Annotated in this window: 17 protein-coding genes; 2 read left to right on the forward strand and 15 right to left on the reverse strand. The window is 37.9% G+C overall.

Annotation, left to right across the window (positions count from 1 at the left end; genetic code table 11):
• Positions 1 to 82 precede the first annotated feature (82 nt).
• The 11 genes from DQM45_RS08505 to DQM45_RS08555 all read right to left on the reverse strand — a co-directional run bounded on the left by DQM45_RS08505 (position 83) and on the right by DQM45_RS08555 (position 11227).
• Entirely contained in the window at positions 83 to 232 is a 150-nt protein-coding gene (locus DQM45_RS08505) for a CsbD family protein (RefSeq protein WP_003085193.1), read from the reverse strand.
• A gap of 92 nt (positions 233 to 324) precedes the next feature.
• Entirely contained in the window at positions 325 to 1662 is a 1338-nt protein-coding gene (locus tag DQM45_RS08510; protein ID WP_003083191.1) for a PFL family protein, read from the reverse strand.
• A 14-nt stretch (positions 1663 to 1676) separates the two neighbouring features.
• Positions 1677 to 1943 (reverse strand): ACT domain-containing protein, encoded by a 267-nt coding sequence (locus DQM45_RS08515; RefSeq protein WP_003082719.1) that lies wholly within the window; start codon positions 1941 to 1943, stop codon positions 1677 to 1679.
• Positions 1944 to 2297: 354 nt separating this feature from the next.
• Positions 2298 to 2534: a GlsB/YeaQ/YmgE family stress response membrane protein gene (locus DQM45_RS08520; protein WP_003085174.1), complete on the reverse strand. Its 237-nt coding sequence runs from the start codon at positions 2532 to 2534 to the stop codon at positions 2298 to 2300.
• A 64-nt stretch (positions 2535 to 2598) separates the two neighbouring features.
• Positions 2599 to 3534 carry a DMT family transporter gene (locus DQM45_RS08525; RefSeq protein ID WP_003084183.1) on the reverse strand — a complete coding sequence of 312 codons (936 nt, stop codon included), beginning with the start codon at positions 3532 to 3534 and terminating at the stop codon, positions 2599 to 2601.
• A 172-nt stretch (positions 3535 to 3706) separates the two neighbouring features.
• The gene (gene gatB / locus DQM45_RS08530) at positions 3707 to 5146 is read right to left on the reverse strand and encodes an Asp-tRNA(Asn)/Glu-tRNA(Gln) amidotransferase subunit GatB (protein WP_003085837.1); all 1440 of its coding nucleotides are present in this window, start codon (positions 5144 to 5146) and stop codon (positions 3707 to 3709) included.
• Entirely contained in the window at positions 5146 to 6612 is a 1467-nt protein-coding gene (gatA, locus tag DQM45_RS08535; protein ID WP_003083429.1) for an Asp-tRNA(Asn)/Glu-tRNA(Gln) amidotransferase subunit GatA, read from the reverse strand. The genes gatB and gatA overlap by 1 nt, the downstream gene beginning before the upstream one ends.
• The gene (gatC, locus tag DQM45_RS08540) at positions 6612 to 6914 is read right to left on the reverse strand and encodes an Asp-tRNA(Asn)/Glu-tRNA(Gln) amidotransferase subunit GatC (RefSeq protein WP_003083222.1); all 303 of its coding nucleotides are present in this window, start codon (positions 6912 to 6914) and stop codon (positions 6612 to 6614) included. The genes gatA and gatC overlap by 1 nt, the downstream gene beginning before the upstream one ends.
• Before the next feature lie 195 nt (positions 6915 to 7109).
• Positions 7110 to 9755, reverse strand: a complete 2646-nt coding sequence (gene ppdK, locus DQM45_RS08545; RefSeq protein WP_039984660.1) for a pyruvate, phosphate dikinase — start codon at positions 9753 to 9755, stop codon at positions 7110 to 7112.
• 23 nt (positions 9756 to 9778) lie between these two features.
• Positions 9779 to 10585, reverse strand: coding sequence for a pyruvate, water dikinase regulatory protein (locus DQM45_RS08550; protein ID WP_003082646.1), 807 nt, complete (start codon positions 10583 to 10585; stop codon positions 9779 to 9781).
• A gap of 12 nt (positions 10586 to 10597) precedes the next feature.
• On the reverse strand, positions 10598 to 11227 hold the full coding sequence (locus DQM45_RS08555; RefSeq protein WP_003084648.1) for a helix-turn-helix transcriptional regulator: 630 nt from the start codon (positions 11225 to 11227) through the stop codon (positions 10598 to 10600).
• A gap of 182 nt (positions 11228 to 11409) precedes the next feature.
• On the opposite strand from DQM45_RS08555, the gene DQM45_RS08560 reads away from it, so the two are divergent.
• Complete coding sequence (locus tag DQM45_RS08560) at positions 11410 to 12372, forward strand: 3-hydroxyacyl-CoA dehydrogenase (protein ID WP_003084257.1); 963 nt, start codon at positions 11410 to 11412, stop codon at positions 12370 to 12372.
• A gap of 97 nt (positions 12373 to 12469) precedes the next feature.
• Here the strand turns inward: DQM45_RS08560 and DQM45_RS08565 are convergent, their stop codons facing one another.
• Positions 12470 to 12769, reverse strand: coding sequence for a rhodanese-like domain-containing protein (locus tag DQM45_RS08565; RefSeq protein WP_003085520.1), 300 nt, complete (start codon positions 12767 to 12769; stop codon positions 12470 to 12472).
• 268 nt (positions 12770 to 13037) lie between these two features.
• On the opposite strand from DQM45_RS08565, the gene DQM45_RS08570 reads away from it, so the two are divergent.
• Positions 13038 to 13298, forward strand: coding sequence for a metal-sensitive transcriptional regulator (locus tag DQM45_RS08570; RefSeq protein WP_003083478.1), 261 nt, complete (start codon positions 13038 to 13040; stop codon positions 13296 to 13298).
• A 33-nt stretch (positions 13299 to 13331) separates the two neighbouring features.
• Here DQM45_RS08570 and DQM45_RS08575 read toward each other — a convergent pair whose 3' ends face one another.
• From DQM45_RS08575 to DQM45_RS08585, 3 genes are all read right to left on the reverse strand, one after another.
• A complete protein-coding gene (locus tag DQM45_RS08575) occupies positions 13332 to 13880 on the reverse strand; it encodes a cysteine hydrolase family protein (protein ID WP_003085723.1) in 549 nt (182 codons plus the stop codon).
• A gap of 4 nt (positions 13881 to 13884) precedes the next feature.
• Positions 13885 to 14667 (reverse strand): GTP-sensing pleiotropic transcriptional regulator CodY, encoded by a 783-nt coding sequence (gene codY / locus DQM45_RS08580; protein ID WP_003083524.1) that lies wholly within the window; start codon positions 14665 to 14667, stop codon positions 13885 to 13887.
• A gap of 192 nt (positions 14668 to 14859) precedes the next feature.
• Positions 14860 to 16074, reverse strand: a complete 1215-nt coding sequence (locus DQM45_RS08585) for a pyridoxal phosphate-dependent aminotransferase (RefSeq protein WP_039984918.1) — start codon at positions 16072 to 16074, stop codon at positions 14860 to 14862.
• Positions 16075 to 16113: the final 39 nt, after the last annotated feature.

Here is a 16113-nt window from a genome sequence, read left to right on the forward strand (position 1 = left end):
ACTTTTACAGGCAATCAAATCAACGTTTAAGATTATTTGTCGTTCATAAAAAGACATCACCTTAGTGATGCCCTTCATAAGTTTACTTTTCGAATTTTTGTTTGATCTTGCCAATTTCCTTTTCGACCAAGCCTTCAACTTCCAACTTTTTATCCCCGAGGACTTTTCCAGCAGCCTCTTTAGCACGACCTTTTACTTCTTCAAATTTAGAATCTAACTTTTGTTCTGTCATTGTAAAATCCTCCCTTTATTTTCTAAAATCTTATCACTTAAAAGGAAGATTTGCAAGGAAAAACAGTCATCAACAGACTAACTAGTCTATCATTAATTCTTAAAGCTATGTATTGGCGCAGGAATCTGTCCACCACGTGCAATAAAATCTGCTGAGGAATTTTTATTGACAGACATGACCGGCGCCATCCCGAGTAAGCCACCAAACTCAATCAAGTCACCCACTTGACCTTTAGGAATAATCCTAACTGCTGTCGTCTTCTGATTTATTACACCAATTGCTGCTTCATCAGCAATCATTGCTGCGATGGTCTGATATGGTGTATCCTCTGGAATAGCAATCATATCTAATCCAACTGAGCAAATTGCCGTCATTGCTTCAAGTTTCTCAAGATTTAGCGCACCATTTTGAACAGCAGCAATCATCCCCTCATCTTCAGATACTGGGATAAAAGCACCTGATAAACCACCTACTTGGTTGCAGGCCATAACACCACCTTTTTTTACAGCATCATTGAGTAAAGCCAAAGCAGCCGTGGTTCCGTGCGTTCCCACTGTCTCTAAACCCATTTCTTCCAAAACGCGCGCGACAGAATCCCCCACTGCTGGCGTTGGCGCTAAGGATAAGTCAACAATGCCAAATTTAACACCCAAGCGTTCGCTAGCCATTTGCCCTACCAGCTGACCAATACGGGTAATTTTAAAAGCTGTTTTCTTAACTGTTTCTGCTAAAACATCAAAACTTTCCCCACGAACTTTCTCCAAAGCACGCTTAACAACACCAGGACCAGATACTCCAACATTGATGACTACATCAGCTTCACCAACACCATGAAAAGCACCTGCCATAAAAGGATTATCCTCAACAGCGTTAGCAAAAACAACTAATTTAGCAGCTCCTAGGTCTGATTTTTGAGCAGTTTCTTTGATAATACGTCCCATATCAGCGACAGCACTCATATTAATCCCCGATTTAGTCGAACCAATATTGACAGAAGCACAGACTTTTGACGTTTCCGCTAAGGCTTGAGGAATAGAATTAATCAAAATGTCATCACCTTTTTGGTAGCCTTTTTGAACCAAAGCAGAAAAACCACCAATGAAATCAACACCAATTTCGTGCGCAGCTTTATCTAGTGCTTTTGCTAATGGTAGATAATTGGTAGCATCTGTTGCCGCTCCAATCAAAGAAATAGGCGTAACAGACACCCTTTTATTAACAATAGGTATCCCCAGCTCAGCAGCAATCTCATCTCCAACAGCTACTAAAGTTGAAGCTTTCATTGTAATTTTCTGGTAAATTTTCTCTGCCGCACGATTGATATCAGGATCAATACAATCTAATAGAGAAATTCCCATGGTAATGGTTCGAATATCAAAATGTTGCTCTTCAATCATTTCGATGGTTTCACGGACTTGTCTAATATCCATTGGTCAATATCTCCTTATAGATTATGCATGGCATCAAAGATTGCTGTACTTTGGATATTAATCTTCACCTGAAGGCTTTCCCCAAAAGCATCAAACTCTTTACGTAACTGAGTAAAATCTTCCTTATTTTCACTTGACACAAGAGCCATCATTGTAAAATAATCATTTAATACAGTTTGTGAAATATCGTCAATATTTAGTCCTAAGTCTGCAATCTTTCCTGAAACTCCGGCGACAATACCTCTGTTATCCTGACCGACAACTGTAATAATAGCTTTCATGAAAGCACCTCCTTATATTTGTTACATTTTACCACAAAAAAAACCATTATTCTAGGCTACTTAAACTCTATACCTCCTTGATTGCATCTTGATGTCAAATGTCACAGATACGGTGAATTTTGTTACCAAATTGACAGATAATTTCAATATTACTGCTCTATAATGATGGTTGGGCAACCAATTAAAAAGATAAGACAATTTTAAAGTTGCTGATCACAGCACCCTTCTCTAATAGGGGTGCATTTTTTATCTTAGGCCAATCTTTTTTTAAATACTACTAAAAATGATTTATAGTTGCTTAGAAAAATACTGGTATTCAATAAATTGAAGAAAAAGCCCACTTCTTGTGAGCTTTTACTTTTTACCTATTAGGTAAGATACTAATACAACAATGATAGCTGCACCGATAATAGAGGGAAAAAGTGCCATACCTGCCAAATGAGGGCCCCAGTTTCCAAAAAGACGTTGTCCCACATATGAACCTGCAAGGCCCGCTACTATGTTGGCTAAACAACCCATTTGTCCGCCTTTTTCTGTAATTTTACCGGCAATCATCCCGATGATAGCGCCGACGATTAAAGATCCAATCATAACTTTCTCCTTTTATATTTTCCATATTATAACATAATCTAGCTTTATGAACAGAAAACCGACCTCAGATGAGCAAATCATCTCCTTCATTCATTTTTCTAAGGCTACGCATGATAAGCCAATCTCGATACGAAATCAAAATAACAGAAATCAAAATCAATAGCATCCCTATAAGATCAATTGGATAAAAAACTTCTTTTAAAAGTAGAATAGCAAAGCCAACGGAGACAACTGGTTCAATAGAAGCTAACAAACTACCATTAACGGGGCCAACCAAGGCTGTCCCTTTCAAAAAAACAGTATACGCAAAAATAGTTCCTATCCCTATCAAACCAAACAAAGCTAAGAGATTATATCCCCCTAATGATAGCGGGTATTGCCAGGCTTGTGTAGCAAGTGGGAAAAAGATTCCTGAAAATAGCATCCCCAAACCAATTACGACCAAGCTTCCCCAATTTTCAATTAGCCGTATCGGAATAATAATATATAAAGCCGCGGTTACTGCCGCTAATAACCCCCACGTTAGTCCCTTTGGGGTGATGGCTAATTGTGACAGATGACCATGGGTAGCAATAATCAACGTCCCTAGGATAGCCAAAAACATCGAAAAACACTCACTTAACGACGGCCACCTTTTTTCGACAAGCGAAACATAAATCAAAATAAAAATTGGCGATAAGTATTGAAGTACTGTTGCTGTTCCAGCATTTGTGTACTGAATAGCATTCAAATAAGCGTATTGATTCATTAATAAACCAAAAATGGCAAATAAAAAAATAGCAACTAGCAACTTAGGATTAGTAAGTATTTTCTTAAGATTACTTTTTTGTGTCACTAAAGCTAAACCACACAAAAAAAGTCCTGACAATAATAAACGTAATGAGGTTAATAGATTAACATGGATACCATGACCCATCAAATATTGTCCTGAAACTCCTGAAATACCCCAAGCTATTCCAGCAGACAAAACCATGATACTTCCACTCCATTTTTTGGACATAACTTTCCCTTCTTTATAACTAACTAATTCTAGTGTAACACAGTTGCTTTGGCTTTAAAAGTACTCCTTATTTTCAATGTTTACTTCATTCCTCATCAATGTGATAGAGCTCAGCCCATAATAAAAAGGAAGCAAGACTTCCTTTTTATTATGAATCTATTTCCGTGTTTTATTAATCTAATAATTTTTGCAATTCCTGTGCTAATAGTTGTTGAGCGACTTGTGGGTTAGCTTGGCCTTTAGTTGCTTTCATGAGGAAACCAGTGAAAGCTTTATCCGCATTACGTTTGCCGGATTTAAAGTCAACAACCGCTGCTTCATTATCTGCAAAGACCTGATGAATAATTGGAATTAAGACTTCTGGATCTGATATTTGTACTAAGCCTGCTTCTTGGACATATTGACGAGCAGAACCACCGTTTTTAGCTAAATGAACAAAAACTTTTTTAGCAATTTTAGATGAAATCGTACCATCTGAGATTAACTGAATCATTTCCACTAAGTTATCTGGTGTCAGTTGAATCGTTTCAATCGTTTGGTCCTGAGAATTAAGGTATTGAGCAACTTCACCTTGTAACCAATTCGAAACTTGCTTAGCATCTCCGCCAACTGCAACTGCTTGTTCAAAGAAATCGGATAAGGCCTTACTTGCTGTTAATTGATTTGCATCATAGTCAGATAAACCTAGTTTTGTGATGTAGTTGGCACGACGCTGAGCTGGAAACTCTGGTAACTCTGAGCGCATCTCTTCAATCCAAGCATCGTCAATTTCATACAAGGGTAGGTCTGGCTCTGGGAAATAACGGTAGTCTGCAGCACCTTCTTTAACCCGCATTAAAATTGTTCCCTTATTAGCTTCATCATAGCGTCGTGTCTCTTGCCGAATAGTTCCACCTGAACGCAAGATTTTAGCTTGTCGTTCAACTTCGTACTCCAAACCTTTACGGACGTTAGAGAAAGAATTGAGGTTTTTCAACTCTGTTTTCGTACCAAATTCTTCTTGACCATATGGGCGAAGAGAGATGTTGGCATCCACGCGCATTGAGCCTTCTTCCATTTTCACGTCAGAAATACCAGTATACTGGATAATTTCTTTAAGAGCTGTAAGATAGGCGTAGGCTTCTTCAGGAGAACGCATATCTGCTTCTGAGACAATCTCAATTAAGGGAACACCTTGACGGTTGAGGTCAACATAGGAGTAACCATCTGTTCCATGAGTATTCTTTCCTGCATCTTCTTCTAAGTGAGCTCTTTCAATTCTAATTTTTTTCTCAGTTCCATCTTCCAGCCTGATGTCAATCCAGCCATTATACCCAATAGGTTCATCAAACTGGGAAATTTGATACGCTTTGGGATTATCAGGGTAAAAATAATTCTTGCGGTCAAAGTGCATCTTTTTATGGATATCCATATTAAGAGCCAGCGAAGCTTTGATTCCTGCATCAATTACACCCTTATTCATGACTGGTAAAACACCTGGGAAAGACCAGTCAATGACGTTGGTGTTTGCGTTAGCTTCTTGCCCAAAATGTGCCGACGAAGGTGAGAAGATTTTCGAATTGGTATTCAGTTCAACGTGAACTTCTAGTCCAATAATTGTTTCAAAATTCATTACTTGTCACCTCCAAAAATAAATGGCTGTTGCTTATGGTAGTCTGTGCTAGCTTCAAAAGCTGCTGCTGCTTGATAAATTGTTTCTTCACTGTATTTTGGTCCAATTAACTGTAAGCCAACTGGCAAGCCATCTGCAAATCCTGAAGGAATTGAGATTCCTGGCAAACCAGCTAAATTAACCGGAATAGTCAATAAGTCAGCTAAGTACATCGAAACAGGATCATGATTGAGAGTGTCTAGTCCAAAAGCAACGGAAGGTGTTGTTGGCCCAAGAATAAGATCATAATTAGCAAAAACTTTAGCAAAATCCTCAATAATCAAGGTACGAACTTGACCAGCTTTTTTGAAATAAGCATCATAGTAACCAGAAGATAAGCTAAAAGTTCCTAGCATAATTCGGCGTTTCACTTCATCACCAAAGCCTTGGCTACGTGTTTGTACATAGATGTCATCTAAAGATTTCGCATTCTCAGCACGGAATCCATATCTAATTCCATCAAAACGTTGTAAATTCGATGATGCTTCTGATGAGGCAATAATATAATAGACAGCTACCCCATACTTGCTATGCGGAAGACTCACTTCTTCTACACGAGCTCCCAATTTTTCAAACTGTTTAGCAGCTTCTAGAATATTTTCTTTGATTTGAGGATCAATACCTTCTCCTAGATATTCTTTTGGAAGAGCAATCTTCATCCCTTTTATCTCTTGACCAATCTTGCTAGTATAATCAGCTATCTTCACAGGCGCCGAAGTTGAATCTTTCTCATCTGGACCAGCGATAACATTCAACATATAAGCATTTTCACTAACGGTTTGCGAAATAGGACCTATTTGATCTAAGGAAGATCCAAAGGCAATTAAGCCATAGCGAGAAACTGCCCCGTAGGTTGGTTTCATTCCCACAACACCATTAAAGGCTGCTGGTTGACGAATAGAGCCACCTGTATCCGAACCTAGAGAGAGGCGGACTTGTCCTGAAGCTACTGCTGTCGCAGAGCCACCTGAAGATCCCCCAGGTACTTTAGTCTGATCCCAAGCGTTTTTGGTCTTTTTGAAATAAGAAGTTTCCGTTGATCCCCCCATGGCAAATTCATCCATGTTGGTTTTTCCTATAACAATCATATCTTTAGCAAGTGCATTATCAATAGCTGTCGCGTTAAAAATAGGCTCATAATTATAAAGCATTTTTGAGGCAGCTGTTGTTAGGATACCTTTGGTCGAAATATTATCTTTGACAGCAAACGGAATTCCAGACAAAAGGTTATCAGCATCAATACCTTTATCATCTATCGCTTGCGCTTGAGCAAGTGCTGAATCTTCACTGATCGTAATAAATGAGCCGATACTATCTTCACGTTTTTTGATATCTTCAATCGTAGCAGCAGTTAATTCTTTGGCAGAAATCTCTTTTTTCACCAATAAGTCATGTAATTCTGTTAAATCTTTAGTGTTAAATGACATTAGGCATCTCCTCCATCTTCTAAAATGGCAGGTACTTTGATAAAGTTATTTTCTTTTTCTGGTACATTTTTAAACAAGAGTTGGCGATCTGTGCCAGCATGAGCTATGTCTTGTCGCATCACATTTTTTCGGTCAGCCATGGTTGTAGTAATTGCAATGCCTTCTGTGTCAACTTCATTCAATAATTCAATCATATCAACAATTTTCGTTAAGCTAGTGGCAAACGCGCTAGTCTCTTGATCAGAAAATGTTAATTTTGATAAAGTGGCTACGTGGCGCACTTCCTCTTCAGAAATTTTCATCATTTCTCCTTAGTTCTATTTTTACATAGTCTTATTCATTATATCACAATTGCCACCTATTCAGCTAGCGTACTAATCTTCATTTCTTAACAAAAAAGTGAATCTAGCAAAAGACAAATACCCTCCACTAGACTCACACACTCTCTTTTTATAACTCTTATCTACCCTGTTTTAATAATAACTACCTATCAAAACTTATTTGTCATGACTAAAACTATTTCCTGACCGGTTAATCTTAGCCTGAGCCGCTGCTAATTTAGCAATTGGTATTCTAAAAGGCGAGCAAGAAACATAGTTTAAACCTTGTTGGTAACAGAAACCGACTGTCGCTGCTTCACCACCGTGTTCTCCACAAATTCCCATTTTTAAATCGGACTTAGTTTGACGACCGAGTTTAACGGCCATCTCTATTAATCGGCCTATACCTTTTTGATCTAACACTTGGAAAGGATCTTTATCAAGGATTCCCTTCTCACTGTATTCGCCTAAAAACTTACCTGCATCATCACGAGAAAAACCAAACCCCATTTGCGTTAAATCATTAGTTCCAAAACTAAAGAAATCTGCTTCTTGAGCAATCTCATCAGCTGTGACGCAAGCACGCGGAATTTCAATCATCGTCCCTATGCTATATGACATGCTTACTCCTGCTTCTTCCAGTTCTTGGTCCACCGTTTCTGCAATTAATTTGCGAAGAATCCGTAATTCATCAACAATACTAACTAAGGGAATCATAATTTCTGGAGCAACGTGATAACCTTCTTGGATAGCCTGAATAGCCCCTTGAGTAATAGCGCGTACCTGCATCTTATAGATTTCTGGATAGGTAATCGCTAAGCGGCAACCCCGATGTCCCAACATCGGATTAAATTCTGATAAATCGCGAATACGCTTTTTAAGCAAATTAACATTTAAGCCAAGCTGATTAGCAAGACTGGTAATAGAAGAAACATCTTGCGGTAAAAATTCATGCAAAGGCGGATCCAGTAAGCGAATGGTAGCTGACTTGCCATCTAACGCTTTAAAGAGTTCATAGAAATCTCCACGTTGGTGAGGTAATAATTTTGCTAAAGCTTTTTCACGGTCTTTCAGATTGTCAGCCACAATCATTTCACGGACAAGTTGAATGCGCTCTTCATCAAAAAACATATGCTCAGTCCGACATAACCCAATACCTTCTGCGCCAAATTCCAAAGCCTTTCGGGCATCGCGTGGATTATCAGCATTAGACCGGACTTTCATGTCACGTTCCTCATCTACCCAAGACATGAACGTTTGAAAATCACTATCAAGATTTGTAGCCGACATGGGGATTTGACCAATATAGACCGCCCCTGTTCCGCCATCAATTGATAAGAATTCCCCTTCATTAATAGTTATTTGTCCTATTGTTATTTCTTTGCGTGCTTCGTCAACCAAAAGCTGACTACAACCTGCAACACAGGGTTTCCCCATCCCACGCGCAACTACGGCTGCATGCGATGTCATGCCACCTCGAGCTGTGATAATCCCTTTGGCAGAAACCATACCTTCAATATCTTCCGGAGACGTTTCTTGTCTGACAAGAAGGACATCTTTACCTGATTTAGCTTCTCTAACAGCATCATCAGCATGGAAATATACCTGTCCACAAGCTGCACCTGGTGACGCTGGTAATCCGTTTGTAAGGCACTCAGCTTTTTGCACGTCATCAGAATCAAATGTAGGGTGCAAAACTTGTTCAAGTTGTCGAGGTTCAATACGCATAATAGCATCTTTTTTACTAATTAATCCTTCTCTAACCTGATCAACAGCAATCTTAATCGCAGCCTTTGCTGTACGCTTACCATTTCGAGTTTGTAACATGAAGAGTTTGCCTTTTTCGATTGTAAATTCAACATCTTGCATATCTTGATAATGTTTTTCAAGTAACTGTGTTGTCTTTAAGAGTTCTTGGTAAATATTAGGCATATCTGCTTTTAACCGATCAATGCTTTGAGGGGTCCGAATGCCAGCTACAACATCTTCTCCTTGAGCATTAATCAAATATTCACCAAATAACTTGTTTTCTCCAGTTGATGGGTTACGCGTGAAAGCAACTCCTGTTCCGCTGTTTTCACCCATATTACCAAAAACCATTGCTTGGATATTAACAGCTGTTCCCAAACTTTGTGAGATATCATTTAATCGTCTATAGACTTTAGCACGTGGATTATTCCAAGATTTAAAAACAGCTTCAATGGCTAACACTAATTGTTCTTTGGGCTGTTGTGGGAAAGCTTCTCCGGTTTCATCTAAATAAATTTGTTTGTATGCGGTTACAATTTCTTGTAAGTCCTGACTGCTTAATTCGGTATCGTTTTGGATACCTTTTTCTTCTTTTGCTCGCTCTAAGACCGCATCAAATTTATATTTTGAAATACCAATAGCAACATCTGCAAACATTTGGATAAAGCGACGATAAGAATCGTAAGCAAAACGCTCATTCTGAGTTACAGCGATTAAACCTTTTACACTAGTATCATTAAGCCCCAGATTAAGAATAGTGTCCATCATTCCTGGCATCGAAAAAACAGCGCCCGAACGAACAGATACCAAAAGGGGATCTTGGTCACTCCCAAGGCCTTTTCCTTGTTCTTTTTCTAAAGTCACTAAAGCTTGGTCAATCTCTTGTAAAATTTCTGAACGGATTAGTTCCCCACTATTATAATAATCATTACATGCTTCTGTCGTAATGGTAAATCCTTGAGGCACTGGCAAGCCAATCCCAGTCATTTCTGCCAAATTAGCCCCTTTACCACCTAACAAAGACTTCATATCTTTATGACCTTCCGAAAAAGGATACACAAACTTTCCTCTCATATTCTCCTCCAATTTAAAAACTATTATTTTTCCAATATTTCCAAAATGATCGTTGCTGTTTCTTCAATCGCTTTGTCAGAAACGTCAATGATTGGACATTTTAACTGACGCATAAGCTTTTCTGCATAGCGTGTTTCTTCATAAATACGGTCACAATTTGCATAAGAAATTGAACTAGAGATTCCCATGGATTTCAGTCGTTCTTTTCGAACCTGGCTCAGGCGCTCTACGGAATTGGTCAAACCAATAATTTTCTTAGGATCAATCTCATAAATTTCCTTCGGTATTGGTACCTCTGGAATTAAAGGAATATTAACAACCTTGACGTGTTTATCGGCAAGAAACATGCTTAAAGGTGTTTTTGACGTCCGAGAGATTCCTAAAAGAACTAAATCTGCTATTAAAATACCTCGCGGATCTTTACCATCATCATATTTCACAGCGAACTCAATAGCTTCAACACGTCTAAAATATTCTCGATCCAGTTTCCTTAAAAGCCCTGGTTGACCTAGAGGCGCCAATCCAGAAATTTTTGACATCGCCTTAATAACATTGGATAAGAGGTCAACATAGACAAAATTTTCCTTTTCTGAACGTTGCTGAGCGTAATTTGCAAGGTCATCATCCACTAAACTAAACATAAGACAAACATTTTTTGTTTTAGCTTTTTCAAAAACCTCATCTAAAAGCTCCTTAGTATTTATATAAGAGAAACGTTCAAACTGCCAATTTTCATGTTGAGGGAATTGTTGCATACAGGCATTAGCAATAGCTCTAGCAGTTTCTCCTAATGAGTCAGAAATAATATAGAGTGATAGTTGGTCGTCCATAGCGCCTCCTTCTTACTCTTTTAGCTCTAAAAAGAGTTTTGTGATGATCGTCTTAGAAAACTTCCCGACTACACGGGCTTTTCCATTCTCTACCAAACGAATAACTGGTAGACTGTCAACTTGCCGTTGAACTAATTTTTCGGTGGCTTCAAAAACAAAGTCAGACTCCAGAACAGTTGCAATATTTGGTACGCGAGTCATTATCATCCCTATCGGAATATTGAATAAATCCCCACCACCAATACTGGCTTTGAGTAAATCTTTGCGCGAAACCACGCCACAAAGAAAACCATCATCATCTAGAATAAAAGCACAACCTGCATCCTCCATAAAAATTTTGACAATCACCTCATATACTGAATCTGCCTGATGTGACGTTAAAGGTATCCCCATAATATCGGATACTGTCGTATCTTTAAAATGGTAATATTCGTTTTTTTGATTCTCCAATCCTACGTAAAAGTACCCGACCTTTGGTTTAGCATCCAATAGTCCTAGCATGGTTAAAACAACCAAGTCTGATCGGAGAGCTGCACGCGTTACATGCAATAGGTCAGCAATTTTTTCACCTGTAATAGGTTGGTTTTGCTGAACAATCTGACTAATCTCTTCTTGTCTTTTAGTTAGTTGAATAATACCCACCACCTTCTTAAATGTGATATACTATTTATTATATAGTATATTATAATACTTCGTTTTTTAAAATTCAAGGTTAAAATTGAAAAAAGAACTTTATTTGTATCTACTATTTGCTTGTGATTTTCACTTTTATCTGATAGAATGCATCTGTAAACGTTTACAGAAAAATATTTGGAGGTGTTTTTATGACAATTAAACGAGTTACAGTCGCCGGTAGTGGCGTTTTAGGCAGCCAAATTGCTTTCCAAACAGCCTATAAAGGCTTTGAAGTGACCATCTATGATATTGATGAGCAGGCTATAGAGCGTGGTAAAGCAAAGATTAAACACCTTGCTTCTCTATATAAAGATGAAATATTGGTCGCCAAAAACAATTACAGTGAAAAAGTTGAGAATCTTTCCTATAATAAAAATCTACTCCCTAAATTGGATGATGTCTTTCTAGAAAAAGTGAATCAATCACTTGAATTAGTTGAGGAACTCCCTCGTGAGATTCACTTCTCAACAGATTTAGCAAAAGCTGTCGAAGAGGCTGACCTTGTGATTGAAGCTGTTCCTGAACAAGCCAAGGTTAAAAAAGACTTTTATCAAAAACTAAGTCACCTTGCTCCTAAAAAAACTATTTTTGCAACTAACTCCTCCACACTACTGCCAAGTGAATTTGCACAAGTGACCGGCCGTCCTGAACAGTTTATTGCGCTGCACTTTGCTAATAATATCTGGCAAAATAACATTGTTGAAATTATGGGACATGAGCATACAAGTTCCAAAACACATCAAACAGTCTTAGAGTTTGCCCAACAAATTGGCATGATTCCTTTAGAACTCAAGCAGGAACAGCCAGGTTATGTTTTAAATTCAATACTTGTCCCATTTTTAGAATCCGCTTTAACACTTTACTATAAGAAAGTTGCCGATTCAAAAACTATTGATCAAGCCTGGAAATTAGGTACTGGAGCGCCTTATGGACCTTTGGAAATTCTAGATATCATCGGTATTGAAACAGCCTATAATATCCTCAAAAATTATGCTGATACTACTGAAAACCCAGATAGTTTACACGCTCATTTAGCCAAAATGTTAAAAGAAGAATTCATTGATAAAGGATACCTTGGTAAAGTCGCAGGTCATGGTTTTTACCCCTATTAATTGAAAATCAGTAGTATATCTTTAAAAGTCCAGCCCAATTATCATATCAGTTTAACAAATTAAAAAGCTATCTACTTCAAATGAAATAGACAGCTTTTTAATTTTCTAGTGGCCATAACCAAGTAACCATACCACCTTCAACATTAACAACATGATAACCCTTAGTTGCCAAAAATTCACAAGCCCTTTGAGATCGATGACCAGATTGACAAATAATATGAAGAGTTTTATCTTTTGAAAGGGACTGGTAATAGTCATCCAATTGACTTAAGGGGAGATTAACAGCGCTTGGAACATGACCTAAAGCAAATTCTTCTTTCTCACTCACATCAATCAATTCAATCGATCCTGCTGCTAATTGATCTGCTAGTGCCATGATACTTTCAGTTTTCATCATCACCTATCCTTTTTAAGTCATAACTTCTATAAAGAGCACAAGCTTCATCTAAATTTAAAATCATCAAGCGTCTTAAATCACTAGTCTAGACGATTGGCCATTCCTTAACTTTATAACACGAAAGTAATCAGAAGAAACAGTAATTTAGAATACCATATATGGTATTCTAATGATAACATCTATCCTATACTCAGTCAACCAAAGCACTTCAGAAAGAATTGACAAAGGCTACTTCACCACGTATAATGGCTAGAGAAGTGAGGTATATATGAGGTCCGAGAAAAAAGACATTATTAATAGATTGAAACGTACAGAGGGACAACTTCGAGGCGTCCAAAAAATGATTGAAGATGAGAAAACGTGTTTCGAAATTATTACCCAGTTAACTGCTATCAGATCTAGCATCAATAGTACCATGGGAGTTATCATTGGGAATAGAATCACTCAGGTTATCGAAAATCCAGTAGATAATCCTGAACTTCAAGAAGAGCGCATCAACCAAGCAATCAATTTAATTATCAAAAAATAAAGACATGATTTTAATCATGTCTTTATTATTATTCTATGTTATCTTAGCTCCTAAGACATGTTCAAAATGTTCTAGTGCCCAAGTTTTGCTTTCCTCTGTCAGACTAGCCACAGCCGAAGATGGAATCACAATCTGATAACCTAGATTATAGGCATCAATGGCAGTATGTAAGACGCAAGTGTCTGCCAAAACTCCAGTTAGAATCAATGTATCAACCTTCCGTTCGCGCAGACGAATATCCAAATCCGTACCTGAGAAGGCAGAATAATGCCTCTTGTCTAACCAAAATACCTTTGAATCAGCCTTAATTTCCTGATAATAGGACCCCAGCGAACCATAGAGGTTCCGTCCATTTGACCCCTTAAGATTATGTGGCGGAAAGAGCTTACTTTCAGGATGAAAAGGGTCAGCTGCATCATGGCAATCAATAGCGAAGAAAACGTAGTCTCCCTCTTCAAAAGCCCTCTTAGTGACCTGAAAGATTCCTTCTGAAATAGCTTGTGCTGCTTTTCCTGCGGTTAATTTACCATCATCAGCCACAAAATCGTAAGTGTAATCGATTGAAATTAAAGCCTTTGTCATTATTTTAGATTTCCTTTAGTTTTTCGAAGATACCTTCATTAATAACTTTAAGATAAGTACCCTTCATTCCTAAAGAACGGCTTTCAATAATACCCGCGCTCTCCAATTTACGCAGTGCATTAACAATTACTGAACGTGTGATACCGATACGATCAGCAATCACTGAAGCTGTTAGGCGGCCTTCATTTCCATCTAATTCTCCTAAAATAGCCGCTACAGCTTTCATTTCTGAATATGACAAAGTATTCATCGCCATATTAACAGCAGTATGTTTACGAATTGTCTCCTCCAAGTTTTCAGTTTGGAGATTCAATAACTGAATACCTACTACGGTACTAGAAATTTCAATCAGAATCAAGTCATCATCATTAAATTTCTTGTCATTACGCCAAATAATTAATGAACCCAAACGCATACCACCACCATAAATTGGGGCAATAGTTGTTAAACCTTCTGGATAAGTCTCCTTAGATTCAATAGGGAAGATAGTCAATTCATTATCAATTGGCAAGTTAGCCTCAGTATCATACACTCGGCTAGCCGCTTTAACATATGACTCTGGAAATTGCTGAGCTTCAAAAAATTCCTCGACACGATCATTGTTTGTCTTGTACTTCATAGCGTATCCCAAAAGGGTACCACCACCATTTATAATACAAGCATTGCAATCAATAATATCCGCTAATCGAGAAGCCATAATATTATATGGTAATTCAGCATCAAGACTATCTACAGAACGTTGAAGAATTGAAGTAATTTTACGAGTTTTTTCTAATAAGTTGGGCATAAGTCACCTATTTCTTTTGATATATTTCGTCTCAATTATACCAAAGGGGCTTAGTTTTAGCAAGAAATTATCAGAAAATTTTTTATTATTTCTACAATTCTTGTATCAACTTACTCCTAGCCAATTTCTCTCATTACTAGCACTTGAAGTAATTGGTGATTAAATCATAATAAGGTCAATATGAGAATTGAATTAGCGTTTGTACTGTTGTAGAACCCGTGTAATTTTAGCTTGAACATCTGCTAACTCTTCCACTCGAGGAAGATAAACAATCCGAAAATGATCAGGCTCCTTCCAATTAAATCCACGACCATGCACTAACATGACCTTCTCTTGTTTTAGTAAATCCAAAACAAATTGTTCATCATCATCAATCCGATACATTTGACGATCAATTTTAGGGAAAATGTAAAGTCCAGCTTTGGGCTTGACAGCTGAAAGTCCCGGAATACTATTTATGGCTTCATACATAAAATTACGTTGCTCATAAATACGGCCACCTGGCAATAACAATTCATCTACTGATTGATGCCCACCTAAAGAAGTTTGAACCACTTGTTGAGCCAAAACGTTTGAACAAAGACGCATATTGGCTAACATATTGATACCTTCAATATAACCCCGTACATGTTCTTTAGGCCCTGAAAGCACCATCCACCCAACACGAAAACCTGCAATTCGGTGAGACTTGGACAAGCCGTTCATCGAAACACAGAAAACATCTGGAGCTAAGCTAGCGATGGCAACATGTTCTCCTCCATCCATCACCAATCGATCATAAATCTCATCAGCAAAAATAATTAATTGATGTTCACGCGCAATAGCAACAATTTCTTCCAAGAGTTCTTTAGGATAAAGTGAGCCTGTCGGGTTATTAGGGTTAATAACAACAATAGCTTTAGTTCGATCTGTAATTTTTGATTTTATATCATCTATGTCAGGGTACCAATCAGCTTCCTCATCACAAATATAATGACGAGCACGACCACCTGCAAGGCTAACACAAGCCGTCCAAAGGGGATAGTCAGGCATTGGGACTAAGACTTCATCTCCGTTGTCTAGTAGAGCTTGTAAAGACATAGAGATTAATTCAGAAACCCCATTTCCTAAATAAATATCGTTAATATCAACATCTGGAAAATGTTTCAGTTGACAATATTGCATAATAGCCTTACGAGCAGAAAAAATGCCTCGACTATCAGAATAACCTTCACTGTCTCGCGCATTCATAATTAAATCACGGATGACTTCATCAGGGGCTTCAAAACCAAAAGCAGCTGGGTTTCCAGTATTTAAACGCAGAATTTTTTCGCCATTCGCCATCATCCGTTCTGCTTCTTCTAAAACCGGTCCACGAATATCATAAGCAACATGTTCTAATTTTGATGATTTCTCAAAAATTTTCATAACTTCTACCTCGTACCTAACATTATAACAAAAAGCAAA

The organism is Streptococcus porcinus, from assembly GCF_900475415.1.
GTDB classification, from domain to species: domain Bacteria; phylum Bacillota; class Bacilli; order Lactobacillales; family Streptococcaceae; genus Streptococcus; species Streptococcus porcinus.

Excerpts from the sequence above, each read along its gene's own strand:
- DQM45_RS08505 (WP_003085193.1), bottom strand. The coding sequence starts at position 232 with ATGACAGAACAAAAGTTAGATTCTAAATTTGAAGAAGTAAAAGGTCGT.
- DQM45_RS08510 (WP_003083191.1), bottom strand. The coding sequence starts at position 1,662 with ATGGATATTAGACAAGTCCGTGAAACCATCGAAATGATTGAAGAGCAA.
- DQM45_RS08515 (WP_003082719.1), bottom strand. The coding sequence starts at position 1,943 with ATGAAAGCTATTATTACAGTTGTCGGTCAGGATAACAGAGGTATTGTC.
- DQM45_RS08520 (WP_003085174.1), bottom strand. The coding sequence starts at position 2,534 with ATGATTGGATCTTTAATCGTCGGCGCTATCATCGGGATGATTGCCGGT.
- DQM45_RS08525 (WP_003084183.1), bottom strand. The coding sequence starts at position 3,534 with ATGTCCAAAAAATGGAGTGGAAGTATCATGGTTTTGTCTGCTGGAATA.
- gatB (WP_003085837.1), bottom strand. The coding sequence starts at position 5,146 with ATGAATTTTGAAACAATTATTGGACTAGAAGTTCACGTTGAACTGAAT.
- gatA (WP_003083429.1), bottom strand. The coding sequence starts at position 6,612 with ATGTCATTTAACACTAAAGATTTAACAGAATTACATGACTTATTGGTG.
- gatC (WP_003083222.1), bottom strand. The coding sequence starts at position 6,914 with ATGAAAATTTCTGAAGAGGAAGTGCGCCACGTAGCCACTTTATCAAAA.
- ppdK (WP_039984660.1), bottom strand. The coding sequence starts at position 9,755 with ATGAGAGGAAAGTTTGTGTATCCTTTTTCGGAAGGTCATAAAGATATG.
- DQM45_RS08550 (WP_003082646.1), bottom strand. The coding sequence starts at position 10,585 with ATGGACGACCAACTATCACTCTATATTATTTCTGACTCATTAGGAGAA.
- DQM45_RS08560 (WP_003084257.1), top strand. The coding sequence starts at position 11,410 with ATGACAATTAAACGAGTTACAGTCGCCGGTAGTGGCGTTTTAGGCAGC.
- DQM45_RS08565 (WP_003085520.1), bottom strand. The coding sequence starts at position 12,769 with ATGATGAAAACTGAAAGTATCATGGCACTAGCAGATCAATTAGCAGCA.
- DQM45_RS08570 (WP_003083478.1), top strand. The coding sequence starts at position 13,038 with ATGAGGTCCGAGAAAAAAGACATTATTAATAGATTGAAACGTACAGAG.
- DQM45_RS08575 (WP_003085723.1), bottom strand. The coding sequence starts at position 13,880 with ATGACAAAGGCTTTAATTTCAATCGATTACACTTACGATTTTGTGGCT.
- codY (WP_003083524.1), bottom strand. The coding sequence starts at position 14,667 with ATGCCCAACTTATTAGAAAAAACTCGTAAAATTACTTCAATTCTTCAA.
- DQM45_RS08585 (WP_039984918.1), bottom strand. The coding sequence starts at position 16,074 with ATGAAAATTTTTGAGAAATCATCAAAATTAGAACATGTTGCTTATGAT.